This is a genomic window from Mesorhizobium sp. CAU 1732 (assembly GCF_039888675.1).
Classification (GTDB): Bacteria; Pseudomonadota; Alphaproteobacteria; order Rhizobiales; family Rhizobiaceae; genus Aerobium.
Genome location: NZ_JBDQQR010000001.1, coordinates 636,656 through 653,564, shown reverse-complemented (window position 1 = coordinate 653,564; position 16,909 = coordinate 636,656). Strand labels below are relative to the sequence as shown.

The 16,909-nt window shown below is 64.0% G+C and carries 19 protein-coding genes; 10 read left to right on the top strand and 9 right to left on the bottom strand.

Translation table 11 applies throughout. From position 1 onward, the window contains the following. Positions 1–132 precede the first annotated feature (132 nt). From AAFN55_RS03415 to AAFN55_RS03395, 5 genes are all read left to right on the top strand, one after another. Positions 133–888, top strand: coding sequence for an ABC transporter ATP-binding protein (locus AAFN55_RS03415; protein ID WP_347797473.1), 756 nt, complete (start codon positions 133–135; stop codon positions 886–888). Further along, positions 881–1,630, top strand: a complete 750-nt coding sequence (locus AAFN55_RS03410) for an ABC transporter ATP-binding protein (RefSeq protein ID WP_347797472.1) — start codon at positions 881–883, stop codon at positions 1,628–1,630. The genes AAFN55_RS03415 and AAFN55_RS03410 overlap by 8 nt, the downstream gene beginning before the upstream one ends. A gap of 44 nt (positions 1,631–1,674) precedes the next feature. Further along, positions 1,675–2,877 (top strand): ABC transporter substrate-binding protein, encoded by a 1,203-nt coding sequence (locus AAFN55_RS03405; protein ID WP_347797471.1) that lies wholly within the window; start codon positions 1,675–1,677, stop codon positions 2,875–2,877. A gap of 70 nt (positions 2,878–2,947) precedes the next feature. Further along, on the top strand, positions 2,948–3,835 hold the full coding sequence (locus AAFN55_RS03400) for a branched-chain amino acid ABC transporter permease (protein WP_347797470.1): 888 nt from the start codon (positions 2,948–2,950) through the stop codon (positions 3,833–3,835). Next, a complete protein-coding gene (locus tag AAFN55_RS03395; protein WP_347797469.1) occupies positions 3,835–4,818 on the top strand; it encodes a branched-chain amino acid ABC transporter permease in 984 nt (327 codons plus the stop codon). Before AAFN55_RS03400 ends, AAFN55_RS03395 begins: the two co-directional genes overlap by 1 nt. A 7-nt stretch (positions 4,819–4,825) precedes the next feature. On the opposite strand, the gene AAFN55_RS03390 is transcribed toward AAFN55_RS03395, so the two are convergent. From AAFN55_RS03390 to AAFN55_RS03370, 5 genes are all read right to left on the bottom strand, one after another. After that, on the bottom strand, positions 4,826–6,220 hold the full coding sequence (locus AAFN55_RS03390) for an MATE family efflux transporter (protein ID WP_347800171.1): 1,395 nt from the start codon (positions 6,218–6,220) through the stop codon (positions 4,826–4,828). A gap of 220 nt (positions 6,221–6,440) precedes the next feature. Continuing rightward, positions 6,441–6,950, bottom strand: coding sequence for a peptide-methionine (R)-S-oxide reductase MsrB (gene msrB / locus AAFN55_RS03385; protein WP_347797468.1), 510 nt, complete (start codon positions 6,948–6,950; stop codon positions 6,441–6,443). A 211-nt stretch (positions 6,951–7,161) separates the two neighbouring features. Continuing rightward, positions 7,162–7,722 carry a fasciclin domain-containing protein gene (locus AAFN55_RS03380; protein ID WP_347797467.1) on the bottom strand — a complete coding sequence of 187 codons (561 nt, stop codon included), beginning with the start codon at positions 7,720–7,722 and terminating at the stop codon, positions 7,162–7,164. 204 nt (positions 7,723–7,926) lie between these two features. After that, positions 7,927–8,649, bottom strand: coding sequence for an anti-sigma factor (locus AAFN55_RS03375; protein WP_347797466.1), 723 nt, complete (start codon positions 8,647–8,649; stop codon positions 7,927–7,929). Next, entirely contained in the window at positions 8,646–9,200 is a 555-nt protein-coding gene (locus AAFN55_RS03370) for a sigma-70 family RNA polymerase sigma factor (RefSeq protein ID WP_347797465.1), read from the bottom strand. The genes AAFN55_RS03375 and AAFN55_RS03370 overlap by 4 nt, the downstream gene beginning before the upstream one ends. 133 nt (positions 9,201–9,333) lie before the next feature. Between AAFN55_RS03370 and AAFN55_RS03365 the strand changes: the two genes are divergently transcribed. Next, positions 9,334–10,827 (top strand): amidase, encoded by a 1,494-nt coding sequence (locus tag AAFN55_RS03365; RefSeq protein ID WP_347797464.1) that lies wholly within the window; start codon positions 9,334–9,336, stop codon positions 10,825–10,827. 97 nt (positions 10,828–10,924) lie between these two features. After that, complete coding sequence (gene argB / locus AAFN55_RS03360; protein ID WP_347797463.1) at positions 10,925–11,821, top strand: acetylglutamate kinase; 897 nt, start codon at positions 10,925–10,927, stop codon at positions 11,819–11,821. Between the two features lie 9 nt (positions 11,822–11,830). Here the strand turns inward: argB and AAFN55_RS03355 are convergent, their stop codons facing one another. Together AAFN55_RS03355 and AAFN55_RS03350 are read right to left on the bottom strand one after the other, a co-directional pair. Next, positions 11,831–12,622, bottom strand: a complete 792-nt coding sequence (locus tag AAFN55_RS03355; RefSeq protein WP_347797462.1) for a hypothetical protein — start codon at positions 12,620–12,622, stop codon at positions 11,831–11,833. 1 nt (position 12,623) lies between these two features. Further along, entirely contained in the window at positions 12,624–13,394 is a 771-nt protein-coding gene (locus tag AAFN55_RS03350) for a hypothetical protein (RefSeq protein ID WP_347797461.1), read from the bottom strand. Between the two features lie 202 nt (positions 13,395–13,596). Here AAFN55_RS03350 and AAFN55_RS03345 point away from each other — a divergent pair, with 202 nt between their 5' ends. Next, entirely contained in the window at positions 13,597–13,935 is a 339-nt protein-coding gene (locus AAFN55_RS03345) for a hypothetical protein (protein WP_347797460.1), read from the top strand. 84 nt (positions 13,936–14,019) lie between these two features. On the opposite strand, the gene AAFN55_RS03340 is transcribed toward AAFN55_RS03345, so the two are convergent. Further along, on the bottom strand, positions 14,020–14,925 hold the full coding sequence (locus tag AAFN55_RS03340) for a DMT family transporter (protein ID WP_347800170.1): 906 nt from the start codon (positions 14,923–14,925) through the stop codon (positions 14,020–14,022). A 130-nt stretch (positions 14,926–15,055) separates the two neighbouring features. Between AAFN55_RS03340 and AAFN55_RS03335 the strand changes: the two genes are divergently transcribed. Both AAFN55_RS03335 and AAFN55_RS03330 read left to right on the top strand, forming a co-directional pair. Next, positions 15,056–15,766, top strand: coding sequence for a pyrimidine 5'-nucleotidase (locus tag AAFN55_RS03335; RefSeq protein WP_347797459.1), 711 nt, complete (start codon positions 15,056–15,058; stop codon positions 15,764–15,766). Then, on the top strand, positions 15,763–16,635 hold the full coding sequence (locus tag AAFN55_RS03330; protein ID WP_347797458.1) for a DUF817 domain-containing protein: 873 nt from the start codon (positions 15,763–15,765) through the stop codon (positions 16,633–16,635). Before AAFN55_RS03335 ends, AAFN55_RS03330 begins: the two co-directional genes overlap by 4 nt. Positions 16,636–16,642: 7 nt before the next feature. Here AAFN55_RS03330 and AAFN55_RS03325 read toward each other — a convergent pair whose 3' ends face one another. After that, on the bottom strand, positions 16,643–16,858 hold the full coding sequence (locus tag AAFN55_RS03325) for a hypothetical protein (RefSeq protein ID WP_347797457.1): 216 nt from the start codon (positions 16,856–16,858) through the stop codon (positions 16,643–16,645). Positions 16,859–16,909: the final 51 nt, after the last annotated feature.

Sequence of the window (16,909 nt, the reverse complement as noted above, 5' to 3'; positions counted from 1 at the left end):
AGGCCGTTGTGCATGCTCCCCTCAATGCGCGGCAAGAGACCGCGTTTCAAAGGTGGGAGCACCTCTCGGGAGGAGGGCTCACAAAATGAAGCTGGGATCATGACAGGTCCCGTGCGCGTGAGTGAGGTATGGATGAGTGACGGCGTCATTCTGGCCGCAGAGAATCTGACGAAAGAGTTCAAGGGGTTCTTTGCTGTCGAAGGGGTGAACCTCAATGTGCGCAGGGGCCAGATCCATGCGCTCATCGGCCCCAATGGCGCCGGCAAGACGACGTGCTTCAACCTGCTGACCAAGTTTCTCCCCCTGACAAAAGGGACGATCACCTACAACGGAACGGACATCACCGCGATGTCGTCCGCCGACATCGCGCGGCTGGGGCTCGTCCGGTCGTTCCAGATTTCGGCGGTCTTCCCGCATCTCACCGCCATGGAGAACGTGCGCATCGCCTTGCAGCGCAAGCGCGGCGACAGCTTCGACTTCTGGCGCTCCCAGAAGGTCTTGGCCGAATATGACGATCAGGCGCGGGCGCTTCTGGCGGATGTCGGCCTGAGCGAATTTTCTGACACGTTCGCAAGCGACCTGTCCTACGGCCGCAAACGCGCCCTGGAGATCGCCACGACATTGGCGCTCGATCCCGACATGCTGCTTCTCGACGAGCCGATGGCCGGCATGGCGCAGGAAGACGTGGAGCGCATCTCGGCGTTGATCCGGCGCATCTCCGCCAACCGCACCATCCTGATGGTCGAGCACAATCTTTCGGTCGTCGCGACGCTGTCGGACACGATCACGGTCCTCGCGCGCGGCAAGGTTCTGGCCGAGGGCGACTATGCCACCGTGTCGAAGGACCCCCGCGTGATCGAAGCCTATATCGGAGCCGGACATGGCTGACGCAGCACTCGCCCCGGCACGCCTCTCATCCGCGAACGACGCAGCGCCGCTGCTGGTCGTGAAGGACCTCGAAGCCTGGTACGGCGAGAGCCACGTGCTCCACGGCATCAATTTCGACGTTCGCCCCGGCGAGGTCGTAACGCTTCTCGGACGCAACGGCGCGGGCAAGACCACGACCATGAAGTCGATCATGGGCATCCTTCCAAAGCGGAAGGGGTCGGTGATGTTCGAGGGCGACGAGCTGATGCACCGTCCGGCACGCTGGGTGGCACGGGCCGGCATCGCATACTGCCCCGAGGAGCGCGGCGTCTTCTCGTCGCTCTCGGTCGAGGAGAACCTGATGCTCCCGCCCAGGGTCAAGCCGGGCGGCCTCAGCGTCGAGCAGGTGTTCGAGCTCTTCCCCAATCTCAAGGAGCGGCTGGCCAGCCAGGGCACCAAACTTTCGGGCGGCGAACAGCAGATGCTGGCCATCGGCCGCATCCTGCGCACCGGCGCGAAGATGCTGTTGCTGGACGAGCCGACCGAAGGTCTGGCGCCCGTCATCGTCCAGCAGATCGGGCGGACCATCACGCGACTGAAGCAGGAGGGCTTCACGATCGTGCTGGTCGAGCAGAATTTTCGCTTCGCGGCATCCGTCGCGGACCGGCACTTCATCGTCGAGCAGGGGCGTGTCATCGACATGATCCCCAACGAGGACCTCGAGGCGAACATGAAGAAGCTGCACACCTATCTCGGCGTGTAGTCCACGGGAGAAGGCGCCCAGGCGCCGCAATGGAGGAGAATGCAATGAGGAAGACAGGTTTTGTACTGGCCTCGCTTGGGGCGATGATGATGGCCTCGGCGGCGTACGCCCAGGACATTTCGGTGAAGCTCGGCGTGCTCAACGACCGTTCGGGCATCTATGCGGACATCGCCGGTGAGGGTTCCGTCATCGCCGCGCAGATGGCTGCCGAGGATTTCGGCGCCGAAGGAAAGGGCATCAAGGTCGAGATCGTCTCCGCCGATCACCAGAACAAGCCCGATGTCGGATCGAACATCGCGCGCCAGTGGTATGATCAGGATGGCGTCGACGTCATTCTCGACGTTCCCACCTCGTCGGTCGCGCTCGCGGTCAACGACATCACCCGCGAGAAGGACAAGATCTTCATCAATTCCGGCGCGGCGACGTCCGACCTCACCGGCCCGGCCTGCTCGCCGAACACGGTCCACTGGACATACGACACGTGGGAACTCGCGCACGGCACCGGCGGCGCGATGGTCGCCAATGGCGGCAAGACCTGGTTCTTCGTCACGGCTGACTACGCGTTCGGCCACGCACTCGAGCGCGACACGTCCGCGGTCGTCACCGAGGCCGGCGGCGAGGTGCTCGGCAGCGTCCGGACTCCCTTCCCCGGCACCGACTTCTCGTCGTTCCTGTTGCAGGCGCAAGCGTCGGGCGCACAGGTCATCGGCCTCGCCAATGCCGGCGGCGACACGATCAACTCCATCAAGCAGGCGTCCGAATTCGGCATCACGCAGGGCGGTCAGGCACTCGCCGGCCTGCTCGTCTTCATCAACGACATCCATTCGCTCGGTCTCGAAACCGCGCAGGGCCTCGTGCTGACGGAAAGCTTCTACTGGAACCTGAACGACCAGACGCGCGAATGGTCCGCGCGCTATGAAGAGAAGATGGGCAAGAAGCCTTCGATGGTGCAGGCGGGCGTCTATGCCGGCGCGCTCCATTATCTCAAGGCCGTCGAGGCTCTCGGCAGCAAGGACGACGCAAAGGCAGTCGTCGCCAAGATGAAGGAACTGCCGACCGACGATCCGCTGTTCGGCAAGGGCGTCATTCGCGAGGACGGCCGCAAGATGCATGACGCCTATCTGTTCCGGGTGAAGAAGCCGGACCAGTCTGAAGGACCGTGGGACTACTACGAAACCGTCGCCACGATCCCGGCCGACAAGGCATTCCGTCCGCTTGAAGACGGCAACTGCCCGCTGGTGCAGTAAGCGCTTCCGACAAAGCGGCGCGCCGATCTGACGGCGCGCCGCATCCTTTCGAAACCGGCAGGACGGGCGCATGTTCGAACTTTTGGGAATTCCGGCGCAGGCATTGTTCAGCCAGCTTCTGCTTGGGCTGATCAACGGCGCGTTCTACGCCATGCTGTCGCTTGGCCTCGCGATCATCTTCGGCCTGCTCAACATCATCAACTTCACGCATGGCGCGCAGTACATGATGGGCGCCTTCGTGGCGTGGATGGCGCTCAACTATCTCGGAATAAGCTACTGGTGGGCGCTGCTGCTGGTGCCGATCGTCGTCGGCATCACCGGCATCATCCTCGAACGGCTCTTGATATCCCGGCTCTACCACCTCGACCATCTCTACGGCCTGCTTCTGACATTCGGCCTCGCGCTGATCATCCAGGGCCTGTTCCGCAACTATTACGGCATATCCGGAATGCCCTATTCGATCCCGCCGCAACTCGCCGGCGCGCAGAATCTCGGCTTCATGTTCCTGCCCAATTACCGCGGCTGGGTCGTCGTCGCCTCGCTCGTCGTCTGCATCGGCACGTGGTTCGTCATCGAGAAGACAAGGCTCGGCGCCTATCTGCGCGCAGCGACCGAAAACCCCACGCTTGTCGGCGCCTTCGGCATCAACGTCCCGCTGATGATCACCCTGACCTACGGCTTCGGCGTCGCGCTTGCCGGCTTCGCCGGCGTTCTCGCCGCGCCGATCTACGCGGTCAACCCGAACATGGGCGCGGATCTCATCATCATCGTCTTCGCCGTGGTCGTCATCGGCGGCATGGGCTCGATCCTCGGATCGATCGTCACCGGCTTCGGGCTGGGATTGATCGAGGGTCTGACGCGCGTCTTCTATCCTGAAGGATCCGCAGTGGTCATCTTCGTCATCATGGCCATCGTGCTCCTGGTCAAACCCGCCGGACTGTTCGGGAGGGCCGCATAATGAGCGCCGTCACCGACACGTCCGAAACCCCGATCGTCGCCCATCAGGTCCGGGGCTCGATGCCGGCGCATCACATCGCGATCTTTGCCGGCCTGCTTCTGATCGCGCTGGCCGCGCCGTTCTTCCTCTATCCCGTCTTTTTGATGAAGGTGCTGTGCTTCGCGCTGTTTGCCTGCGCGTTCAACCTTCTTCTGGGCTTCGGCGGTCTCCTGTCATTCGGCCACGCGGCCTATTTCGGCGGGGCGGCCTATGTGTCGGCGCACGCCGCGAAGGTGTGGGGATTGACCCCGGAACTCGCCATCCTGACAGGCACGCTCGGTGCTGCCGTTCTCGGCCTTGCCATCGGATCGCTGGCGATCCGCCGCCAGGGCATCTATTTCGCGATGGTGACGCTGGCCTTCGCGCAGATGGTGTTCTTCTTCTCCGTGCAGGCGCCCTTCACGGGCGGCGAGGACGGCATCCAGAACGTGCCGCGCGGCGACCTCTTCGGCGTGTTCAGCCTGCGGTCGGACTTCACGCTCTATTTCGCGGTGCTGGTCATCACCTTCGCAGGGCTCCTCGCGATCTACCGCATCATCCACTCGCCGTTCGGGCAGGTGCTGAAGGCGATCCGCGAGAACGAACCCCGCGCCGTCTCGCTCGGCTACCGCGTCAATCGCTACAAGCTGATGGTCTTCGTCCTGTCGGCCGGCCTTGCCGGCCTTGCCGGCGCGACGAAGGCGATCGTCTTCCAGCTCGCCTCCCTGACGGACGTCTACTGGACGATGTCGGGCGAAGTGGTGCTGATGACGCTGCTCGGCGGCATGGGAACGGTGTTCGGCCCGATCGTCGGCGCGGCCATCATCGTCACCATGCAGAACTACCTCGCCACCTTCGGCGCATGGGTCACCATCATCCAGGGCGTGATCTTCGTCATCTCCGTCATGCTCTTCCGGGAAGGCATCGTCGGCGTCATCGCGCGGTTGATCAAAAAGCCGCTGTAGAGGTGGTTCACGCCTCGGCGCGCGGTGCGCCGATCGTTTCCGCGAGGGGCGGCAGCGTCGATGGTTGTTCGTCGATGCTGCCGGCAATCAGACGGTCGCGCTTGAGCCAGCGGCTCATCAGCAGCACGGCGACGACGGCAAGGCCCGTCGACAGGCCGAGCCAGATGCCCACGCCGCCGAAATCCATCCCGAACGCCAGCCATGCGCCCATCGGCATGCCGACGCCCCAATAGCCGATCGCCGCGTAGATCATCGGCACCGTCGTATCCTGCAAACCACGCAGCATGCCGCCGCCGACCGCCTGCGCACCATCGACAATCTGGAAAAGTGCGGCTAGCGCGAGGAACGTGATCGCCAGATTGATGACCGGCAAATTGGCCGGGTCGCTCAGATCGATGAAGGCCGCGATCAGCAAGCGCGGTGCGAAGAGCATGACGAGGGCCATGCAGGCCATGAAGCCGATGCCCATCACGAAGGCGGTCCATCCCGCGCGGGTCACGCCGGCATGGTTTCCGGCTCCGAACGCCCGGCCGACGCGGACGGTCGCCGCCTGACCCAGCCCCATCGGAACCATGAAGGCGATCGACGCCAACTGGATCGCTATCGCGTGCGCCGCCAGCGACACGGCGTCGATCAGGCCCATCAGAAGCGCGGCGGCGTTGAAGATCGTGACCTCGAAGGTCAGGATGCCGGCGATCGGCAACCCCAGTTTGAGCATGTCGACGAAACGCGGCCAGTCGGCCCGCCAGAACCGCCCGAACAGGCGGTAGCGCCGGAAACGCCTGTCGCGCAGCACCACGACGACCATGCCGGCGAACATCAGTATGCTCGCCAGCGTGTGGGCAAGGCCCGATCCGACGATGCCGAGCGCCGGAAATCCGAGGTGTCCGAAGACGAGGCACCAGTTGGCGAGAACGTTGAAGGCGACCGCGACGAACACGACCGCCAGCGCCCAGACCGGGCGCTCGAGCGCCTGGATGAACGATCGCAACACCACGAACCAGTAAAACGGCAATGTCGACCACTGCATGACGCGGATGTAGCGGCCGGCATCGGCGGACAGAGCCGGGTCCTGCCCCATCGCGACGAGAATACCCTCGGTGTGCCAGAGGAGAGCCCAGATCGGCACGGTGACGACGACCGCGATCCACAGGCCTTGCCGCACCGTGCGGCGCACGTCACGCACGGAGTGCCACTTGCGGCCGAGTTCGAACGCGATCATCGGCGCGACGGCAAGGATCAATCCAAGTCCGAAGATCATCGGTGAGAAATAGAGATTGGCGCCCAGCGTACCGGCGGCAAGGGATGAGGGCCCGAGCCGGCCCATCATCATCACGTCGGTCGCCGTCATCGCGGTTTGGCCGAGATTCGTTAGGACCATCGGCCACGCAAGCGCGAGCATGGCGCGGATTTCGGTGCGCCAGGGATTCGAGCTGCTCGCGGCTATCGTGATCGTGTCTGCCATTGCCGTTCAATAAAGCCGATGTCGGGCAGAAAAAGAACCACTTGCACGCCGTTCTTGGCGCAGACGGCAGCCGTCGCGTGCATTTCGCGCATACTCATGAACGAGAACGGCTGCCGCAACGCCGAGCGCGTTACGGCAGCCGTGCCCTCGCGCCCAATCAGACAGCAGCAGGCTTGAAGGTCAATGCCAAGCCGTTCAGGCAATGGCGCAGGCCGGTGGGCTGCGGACCGTCGTTGAAGATGTGGCCGAAATGTCCGCCGCAGCGACGGCAGTGGCATTCGGTGCGGGTCATGAACAGCGTGTTGTCTTGCTTGGTCCCGATCGCATCCGCTTCCGAATCCCAGAAACTCGGCCAGCCGGTGCCGGAATCGTATTTCTTTTCGGACGAGTATGCAGCTAAGTCGCAGCCGGCGCAGTGGAACATGCCCGCACGCTTCTCGTCGTTGAGCGCGCTTGTGAAGGCAGGTTCGGTTCCCTCCTCGCGCAGCACCCTGTACTGCGCGTCATCCAGAACGGCGCGCCACTCCGCCTCGGTCCTGGTCACTTCGAAATTGCCGTCGGCAGCCGCGATCGCGGGTCCGCCGGTGCGCATCAGCCAGAGCGATGCTCCGCCCGTCATCACGGCAACGAGGCCTACGCCGCTTAGCAGCAGGTCACGACGTCTCATGGGGAATTCCTCCTGGATTTCGATCAGGATAGCGAATTTCCTGATCGCGAGGCAATCAACTGATGTTGAGCAGCCGCCCTATGCATCGGCGAGGAAGAAGTGACGCCCCGCCCATATGTCACTGGTGCTATGTGGCTGGGCGGGACGTCCGATCGCGCGGGCACTTGGAAGGGCGCTCGATCCGCGCGATCGTGGGGGTCACTGAGGTCGATCAGCCGGCAGGCAGAAGAACCTTGTCGATGACGTGGATGACGCCGTTCGACTGCTTCACGTCCGCGATGGTCACATTCGCGACGCCGCCGGTCTCATCGGTCAGGGTGATCTTGTCGCCGTCCATCTTTGCCTGCAACGTGCAGCCGCCGACGGTCTTGACGGCATGCGTGCCGCCATCGTCGGTGATCATCTTGCCGATCGCGGCGGACATCGCGTCCGCGGCAACGACGTGACAGGTCAGGACCTTGGTGAGCTGATCCTTGTTTTCAGGCTTCAGCAACGTGTCGACGGTGCCGGCCGGAAGAGCTTCAAACGCTTCGTTGGTCGGAGCGAAGACGGTGAAGGGGCCTGCGCCGGAGAGCGTTTCCGCGAGGCCAGCGGCCTGCACGGCGGCAACGAGCGTCGTGTGGTCTGCCGAGTTCGCTGCGTTCTCGACGATGTTCTTGTCAGCGAACATTTCCGCGCCACCGACCATCGGGTTGTCCTGGGCGTAGGCAATTCCGCCGAAGACACTGAGTGCAACCGCGCCTGCAAGAATAGTGGATGTGAACTTACGCATACCTGTAACTCCTCTCAATTGATCCCTTTCGGGTGGGGACAGGTGCAGTCACGCGTTGATGGCGAATTTAGTTTCGCAGTCACGTTTGGTTGATGACTGAGTGATGGCGAATGTTCGTGGATTGCGTCGCCGGACGCTGACGAAAAGCATCGCAGCGGGCTGCGGTGCAGCCCGCTTTGGCGGTCGATCCTGTTGGGGTCGTCGTCAGATCGTGCGCAAATCGCCGGCGGCAACGATCGGGCCGGTTGCCTGCCCGGTCGGCGAACCGCCCAGAGGCTCGAGCGTGATGGCGAACTGGGCGCCGGCCGCGATCTTCCGGCGCAGTTCAGGCGTCACCGGCAGATGCACGGTCCCGCCTTCCGGGACGACGCCCAGCGACAGAACCTCGTCACCGCCGATGACCCAAAGCTCGAAATCGCGTTCGGGCGCGCGGGCGCCGTCGACGTGGGACATCGAGATTTCGCCGGTATCGCCGTCATAGACCACGAGATAACGAACGTCGCTCTCGTCGCTCGCCAGCGAAGCGACCAGCCGGTTCGCGGGCGCGACGCCGGACGGCTCGAGGAACAGCGCTGCCGTCCACACGCCGAGCGCGATCAGGCCGGCGACCGCGACGATCGCAAGCCCGCGCCAGAACGCCAGACCGCGACCCAACGGGGTCGCCGCGGTCGCAGGGGCCGGATTGGCAAACAGCCGTTCATCGAGCCGCTGCTTGACCGCGGCAGGCGCCTCGACCGGCGGGTAGAATTCATTGAGGGGCGAAAGCCGGTCTTCCCAGCCGTCGACGAGGCGCGCGAAGTCCGCATCCTGCTCGACACGCGCAGCCGCCTCGCGCCTTTCGTCCGCAGGCAGGACGCCAAGGACGTACTCGGCGGCGAGCATGTCGTCGCCTCCGTGTCCCAGTTCGTCTTCGTTGCCCGCGTTCATCGCTCGAGACATTCCCTCAGTTTCATCAGGCTGCGGCGCAGCCAGGTTCTCATCGTATTGAGCGGGACCGAGAAGCGCTCGGCCAGATCGACATAGCTGTCACCCGACAGATAGGCGCCACGCACCGCCGCCGCACGATCATCGTCCAGTTCTTCGAGGCACGAATGAATCCGCTCTCGTTCTCCGCCCGCGACGGCGAGCGCTTCCGGTCCCGGATTCGGATCCGCCACATCGATGGCGGCGGCGATGTCCGTGGTCTTCTGGCGGCGCGTCCGCAATCGGTCGATACAATGGTTTCTGGCAATCGCCACCAGCCACGATATCGGGCTGAGATCCGACACGGCGAAACGGTCCGCCTTGGTCCAGATCTTCACGTAAACCTCTTGCAATGCCTCTTCGGCCTCGGCCCTGTCGCTCAAGACACGGAGGCAAACGCCGAAAAGTTTCCCGCTGGTGTTGCGATACAGTTTGTCGAATGCGGCGCGGTCGCGCAGCGATACGCGGACGATCAGCTTCGTGATATCGTGCGGTGTTGTCTGTATCGTGGTCATTCCTGGGAGAAAGTAGCGCCGCGCCCCTGCTTGGCAATGGCCGCCTGTCGATGCCCGCGCATTTAGGCGTCTCGTTGCACCTCCGGCGCGCGGGCGCTAGCGTGCTAGCTTATGCGGGGGAAGCCAAGGCGACATGTCGATCGAAAAGCTCATCTGGGAGGAAGACGCGACCGGCCTTGCCGAGCGCATCAAGGCCGGCGACCTGTCGCCGGTCGAAGCCGTCGACGCATCCATAGCGCGCGCGGAGCGCGTCAATCCGCAGATCAATGCGATCGCGGAAAAGCTCTACGACCGCGCCAGAACGCGTGCCGGGACCGTCGACCGCACGGCGCCGCTGGCCGGCGTGCCTTTCGCGATCAAGGATCTGGGCATCGCGCAGGCCGGCGTTCCGACGCATCAGGGCAGCCGGATTCCCGCTTTCACACCCGATTTCGATTCCGTTCTGACGGAGCGCTATCTCGCCGCCGGACTGATACCGATCGCCACCAGCACCTCGCCGGAATTCGGGCTTCGCCTCGTCACCGAATCCGCCGCCTTCGGCGCGACGCGCAGCCCGTGGAACACCGCTCACACGACGGGCGGTTCATCGGGCGGAGCCTCGGCGCTGGTTGCAGCCGGCATCGTGCCCGCCGCGCATGCCTCGGATGGCGGCGGATCGATACGCGTGCCATCCGCCAACACCGGCCTCGTCGGCATGAAGGTCTCGCGCGGCCGCATTCCGCTGACGCCGCTGGCAAGCGAGTCCTGGTACGGTTTCGTCGTCGATCATGCCGTGACACGCTCCGTTCGCGACAGCGCGCTGCTGCTCGATTTGACGCACGGCCCGGACGCCTTGGCGCCCTACGTCGCACGGCCTTCACGCGGCACATTCATCGAGGCAGCATCGCGCGGTCCCGGCAGGCTGAAGCTTGGCGTCTATCGCGGGTCACCACTCGGCCTCGACATTTCATGGGAGACGCTCGCCGCCCTCGACACCGCGATCGCGCTGGCGAAAGAGGGCGGGCACAGCGTCGAGGAGATCGATCTGCCAATGGTCGACCGGGCGTTCATGGCCAATTTCTGCCGTGTCGTCGCGGCGTCGATGGCAGGCACCCTTCGCATGGAGGCCCGCCGGATCGGCCGAAACGTCGCCGGTGACGTGGAGCGCGCCACGCGCGTTTTGGCCCGCCTCGGCGAGGTGCTGTCGGCGGGGGAGATTTATGCGGCCGTCGAACGGCTGCATGCCGCATCGCGCAGCCTCCTGACCGAAACGGCACGGTTCGACGCCGTGCTGATGCCGATCATCGCGCACCCGCCTGTCCCGGTGGGCGGGCTCGATCCCGCAGGGGCCGACGAGCACATTGAGAACCTCCTCGACAAGCTTCACCTCACACGGCTCCTTAAGCGCGACGGCATTTTCGGCCAATTGATGGACAAGAGCCTCTGGTTCACGCCTTGGCCGGCGATCCAGAACGTCACCGGCCAGCCCGCGATCGCCCTGCCGGTGCACGTCACCGCTGCCGGCCTGCCGCTCGGCATTCAGGCCGCGGGCCGGCTCGGCGACGAGGAAACGCTGTTCTCGCTTGCCGCGCAGATGGAGACGATATCCGGCTGGAAAGATCGGCGGGCGCCTCTGCTCACGCCCTGAAACGGCTTAAACGGCCGTTTGAACTTGGCTTTCCATTGCGCATACCCGGCATTGAAGCTAAGACCGCGCCGACATTTTGACCCTGCCCGAGGACATCATGACGAACGACCAGCTTGCCACCGCAGCCGAGCAGGCGCGCCTTCTCTCCGCAGCGCTGCCCTATATGCAGCGATACGAGAACAAGACCGTCGTCGTGAAGTATGGCGGACATGCCATGGGCGACCTCGAACTCGGCAAGGCGTTCGCGCGCGATATCGCGCTCTTGAAGCAGTCGGGCGTCAATCCGATCGTCGTCCACGGTGGCGGGCCGCAGATCGGCGCGATGCTGACCAAGATGGGCATCGAGTCGAAATTCGAAGGCGGCCTGCGCGTCACCGACCGCAAGACCGTCGAGATCGTCGAGATGGTCCTTGCGGGCTCCATCAACAAGGAGATCGTCGCCCTCATCAACGCCGAAGGCGAATGGGCGATCGGCCTGTGCGGCAAGGACGGCAACATGGTCTTCGCCCAGAAGGCCCACAAGACCTTCCGCGATCCCGATTCCAACATCGAGCGCGTGCTCGACCTCGGTTTCGTCGGCGAGCCTGTCGAGGTCGACCGCACGCTGCTCGACCTTCTCGCACGCTCCGAGATGATCCCGGTCATCGCGCCGGTTGCACCGGGCCGCGACGGCCACACCTACAACATCAATGCCGACACCTTCGCCGGCGCGATCGCGGGCGCGCTCAACGCCTCGCGCCTGCTCTTTCTCACCGACGTGCCGGGCGTGCTCGACAAGGACAAGAAGCTCATCGACGAGCTGACCGTTACGGAAGCAAAAGCGCTGATCGCGGACGGCACCATATCCGGCGGCATGATCCCCAAGGTCGAAACCTGCATCGAAGCGATCGAGCGCGGCGTCGAAGGCGTCGTCATCCTCAACGGCAAGACGCCGCATGCCGTGTTGCTCGAACTCTTCACCGAACACGGCGCGGGCACGCTCATCGTGCCATAGAACCAAAGCCTACTGCGTCACGGCCTCGGCCTGCGCGCCTGCTTCGGCTACCGTGATCCGGAAGAAGTCGCCCTGGATCAGGAACTCCTCGACACCCGCTTGCGTCGCCGTGAAGACGATGGCGCGTGCAGGCGTCTCGCCCTTGCAGAACTTGCTGTTGCGTCGGGCGAGGCCGCCATCGGAGAAGGTGCCCGTCTGCGTCACCGGCAGGGAGTTGGCGACGTCCGGCCAATCGCGCGGCAGCTTGCCGCAATCGCCGCGCTCGGAATGGATGATGCGACTTTCGCCGACGGCGATCCGAAACTCGGGCGAGTATTCGACGAGCGGCGCGTCGGCCGGCACCAGACTCCAAGGTCGCCAGTCGGAGGTGAACAGCGCGCCGGCGCCTACGCCGAGGCAGAACAACAGCGCACCGCCTGCCGCGGTTCTCATGTCGAACCACGCGCGACCGCCTCGTCCCTCAGCCGCCTGCGCCGCTGCCGTCACTGCCGGCTCGTCGTCCTCCTCGGCCTCCCGTGCCTGCCGGTAGAGCACATGCCACCGCGTCGTCAGCTCGGGGTCGTCATCGACGCCAAGCAACTGCTCCAGCACCCGCAGGCTGCGCAGGCGCGGCACGTGCCTGCCCGATCGCCAGTTGTTCAGATTTCGCAGGGCCGTGTCGAAATCCCGCTGCCCGCCATTGTTGGACAGTTCGCAGAAGCGGGCGGCGAGCGATGCCGTATCGACGAAGCCGGCACGGTTGCACAGTTCGTCCAGAAGGACGTTCCAGCGATTGATGTGGTCGTAGCGTTGTTCTGACACGTCATTTCCCTTCGATTGCGGCTTCCGGCCGTATCGTCACCACGTCGACCTTGATGTAGTCGCCGAACAGCCTCAGCTCCGCGGTTCCCGGCGCGACACCGGTGAACCTCACACCCCTGACCAGTTTCTCCGCGCCGCAGCGCCTGACCACCTTCCGGGCGATGCCGCCGTCGGAAAATGCGCCGTAGGGTGTTTGGGGCAGCGTGGCGACGACCTCCTCCCAGCCGGGCGCGTCGCTCTCGCAGCTTTCCAGCGCGCCGTGGATGAGATGGCTGGCGCCTACGGGTATCCGGACATATCCCTCGAAATTCACCTGAGGGAGGGCGGCGAGCGCGGCTTGCCTGCTGTTCGCCACGGCGGCGTAGACAACGCCCGTGCCCAGCAGGAGAGCCATGCCCGCCAGTGCCCAGCCGCCGCCGATCCGAAGCCCGCTTCGATCGGCGCCTTGTGACACGACGGGCGCGACCCCGGCAGCATTCGGCGCCGCCGCGCGGCGATAGAGCTCCAACCACTGACGCTCCAGTCCGGGATCGCGCGCCACCTCGAGCAGTTGCGCCAGCGCGGCAAGATTCCGTCTCAGCGGCAGCCGTCGCCCTGCCCGCCAGCCGCGCACCTTCTTCTTCGCGGCTTCGAAATCCTGGCGCTTCGTCTTGCCGAAGCGAGTGCACAACGCGCTCGCCAGATGCTTGTCGTCATACCAGCCGCGCTGGTTGCAGAGCGCATCGAACAGTTCGTGCCAGGCTTTGACATCGCTCCCGCCCCCTCTGCCCATGCCCCAAGTTCCCCTTTACAGACCTGGGAGTATTTTCCGCCAGTTTCCGGGAATGGCAAGCGATCAGATCGCGGCTTTTTCCGTAGTTTCCGGCAATAGCCTCTTTTTGCGGAAGACGAGGCTCGAAAATCGAACAAGCTGCGCCACACGATCAGGGCGTATCGCGCCCTCGTCGCAGGCAACGATCAAGGGAATACCAGACATGTACAATCGCCTCGCACTCCTGGTGTTGGTTCCACTCGCCGGTTGCGTCAGCGCCGGCAGCGCGGACAGGACACTCGAACTGTCCGTCGGCCAGACAAAACATATCACCGCCTACAGGGCTGACGGATGCGGCGCGGCAGCGCCGAGTTTCGCAAGCATTTCGGGGCGTCTGCCCTCATCCGGTATCGTGAGTTACTCCGACGGCGGCCTCTCCAGCCGTATGAGCGACCAGTGCAAAAGGCAGGTCCCGACGCGGGCCGTCAACGCGACCGGCATCAAGGCCGGCTCCGAAGTGAAACGATACCAGTCGGGTACGGTGGCTATCGTGGTCAAGTAAGGACCCGACCCTTCTGCCCGCTTCATGGGGCAACCGGCTCGCAGCCTCGAAAACGGCCCGTCGAAATTGCGAGTCGGGTTTTGATCAGCCCACCAGAACGAGCACCAGAATACCCGCGACGATCAGCACGCACCCGGCGGTCTCGATGCGATTGATCTTCTCCTTGAAGAAGAACACCGCCGCCGCGAAGGTGAACAGCATCTCGACCTGCGCCAGCGCCTTGACCACTGCGGCCTGCTGAAGCGTCATCGCCATGAACCAGCCGAAGGATGCGGTGGCCCCGACGAAGCCGGTGAACAGCGAAACCTTCCACGCCCGGGCGATGCGGCCGATTTCGGCACGGTCCTTCCAGACCATCCAGCCTCCCATGATCGCGGTCTGCAGCGTGATGGTCCAGCCGAGCGTGACCGCCGCCTGCATGACGAAATTAGGACCGCCCAGCGACAGCGAGGCCGCGCGGTAGGCCACCGCCGAAATCCCGAACAGCGTTCCCGACGCCAGGCCGATCAGCGCGTTGCGCGCGAAGATCGACGCGACGAGGTTGCGCCATGTCATCTGCATGTGGGCGACCGAGATCAGCATCACCCCGAACACGCTGATCGCGATCGCGGCCAGCGTTCCAGCCGTCACGCGTTCGCCAAAGAAGATCAGCCCGAACAGAGCCGCCTGCGCCGGCTCGGTCCGCGAATAGGCGGTGCCGACCGCGAAATTGCGGTGCGAGAAGAGATGGATAAGCAGGAAAGTCGCGCCAATCTGGCCGAACGCGCCGACGACCACCCAGAACGCGAAACGCGCGTTGGGGTCGGGGATCGCATCGCCGCCCACGACGCGAAGCACAGCGACGTAGAGCAGCGCGAAAGGCAGACCGAACCCGAAGCGCACGAAGGTCGCCCCGGTCGTGCCCATGACGGCCTTCAAATGCTTTTGCGCCGCCGACCGCAAATTCTGCAGGAAGGCGGCGGCAATCGTGATCGGTATCCAGAGTTCCATCATGTCCCCGCAATCGCCTGCGGGTTAACGCCACCGCGCGACACAAGGCAAGAGGAGTCGTTTAAGCCACCACCAGAGGTTTCCGTAATACCCAGCTTCATTCGGCCACGGAAATCGTCTAGGCAGAACCATGACAAACACTCCCGATCCGGCCCGCTTCGCCCACGTTACCGACTGGGTTTTCGACCTCGACAACACGCTCTATCCGCATCATTCGAACCTGTTCTCGCAGATCGACGTGAAGATGACGGCCTATGTTTCGGAGCTGCTGCAACTTCCCAGGGACGAGGCGCGCAAGCTCCAGAAGGAGCTCTACCGCGAATACGGCACCACGCTGAACGGCCTGATGGCGCGCCACGGCATCGATTCCGATGACTTTCTCAACAAGGTCCACGACATCGACTATTCCTGGGTCGATCCGAATCCGGCGCTCGGCGAGGCGATCAAGGCGCTTCCCGGCCGCAAGTTCATCTTCACCAATGGCGATCGCGGCCATGCCGAGCGCACCGCGCGGCAACTCGGCATCCTCGACCATTTCGACGATATCTTCGACATCGTGGCCGCCGGCCTCAACCCGAAGCCGGCCCGCGAGACCTACGACAAGTTCGTCGGCCTGCACCATGTGGATGCCAAGAATGCGGCGATGTTCGAAGATCTGGCCCGAAATCTGGCCGTGCCGAAGGCGCTCGGGATGACGACGGTGCTGATCGTGCCGAACAATTTCGAGCCGACGTTCTCGGAAATCTGGGAGCGCGACGCGAACAATGAGGACGACGTCGATTACGTCACCGACGATCTCTCCGCATTCCTCTCGTCCATCCTGAAAGCGCTGGCCGCTTGAAGCGATTCACGTCGCTCGAAGCGCGGATCGATGCGGCCGCGCACGGCGTCCTCGACCGCCTGCCGGCGTCGGGCATCTCGGGCGCGCTGGTCGAGTTTCTCGTTTTCGGGCTGAAGCAGGCCTGGGCCTGCCTGTTCGGCGGCGCCATGCTGGCGCTCATCATCGGCACGCGGCTCTTCTGGCCCGACGACGCGATCCTCGGGCGCTACGATTTCCTGTTCCTGGCCGCGCTGGGCATCCAGCTCGCCATGCTCGCTTTCAAGCTCGAGACGTGGTCGGAAGCCAAGGTCATCCTGCTCTTCCATATCGTTGGCACGGCGATGGAGATTTTCAAGACGCATGCCGGATCGTGGATTTATCCAGAAGACAGCCTGTTCCGCATCGATGCGGTGCCGCTGTTTTCCGGCTTCATGTATGCGGCGGTCGGCTCGTATCTCGCCCGCATCTCGCGGATTTTCGACATGCGCTACACGCGCTATCCGCCGTTCTGGACGACGGTGGCGCTGGCCGCTGCCATCTACGTCAACTTCTTCGCACATCATTTCGTGCTGGATTTTCGCTACGCTCTGTTCGCGCTGACCGCGCTTATGTTCCTGCGCACGCAGGTCCACTACCGTGTGTTCCGCTTCCGGCTCCGCATGCCGCTGCTGGTGGGTTTCCTGCTGGTAGCGCTGTTCATCTGGTTTGCGGAGAACATCGGAACGTGGAGCCGCGCCTGGCTTTATCCCGGACAGGAAGACGGCTGGACACCGGTGTCCAGCCAGAAACTCGGCGCGTGGTATCTGCTGATGATCATTTCATTCGTGCTGGTGACGATCGTGCACCGGCCGCGATCCCTCGAAGACGCCGAGTCGCTATCCCGGCGCTGACCGGAGCCTATTCTTCCTGCTGCCGGAACGCGTCCTTTCCGATATTGGCCTTGCCGGTTTCCCGGTCGATCGGGCGGCGGTTCGGATTGACAGGCGCGACCCGGTTCAGCAGTTCGGCGGGCGGTGCGCCACGCTTGCTTTTGGCGTGGTCAAGCGGGTGGCCGATATCCTTTTCCTGCTGCCTGCGAATGACGTCGTTATAGGGGTTGGTGCGTTCGACCATGCAAAGTCTCCTTTTTGAAGAAACGCGCCGCTCGCCCGCACCGTTCCGTGT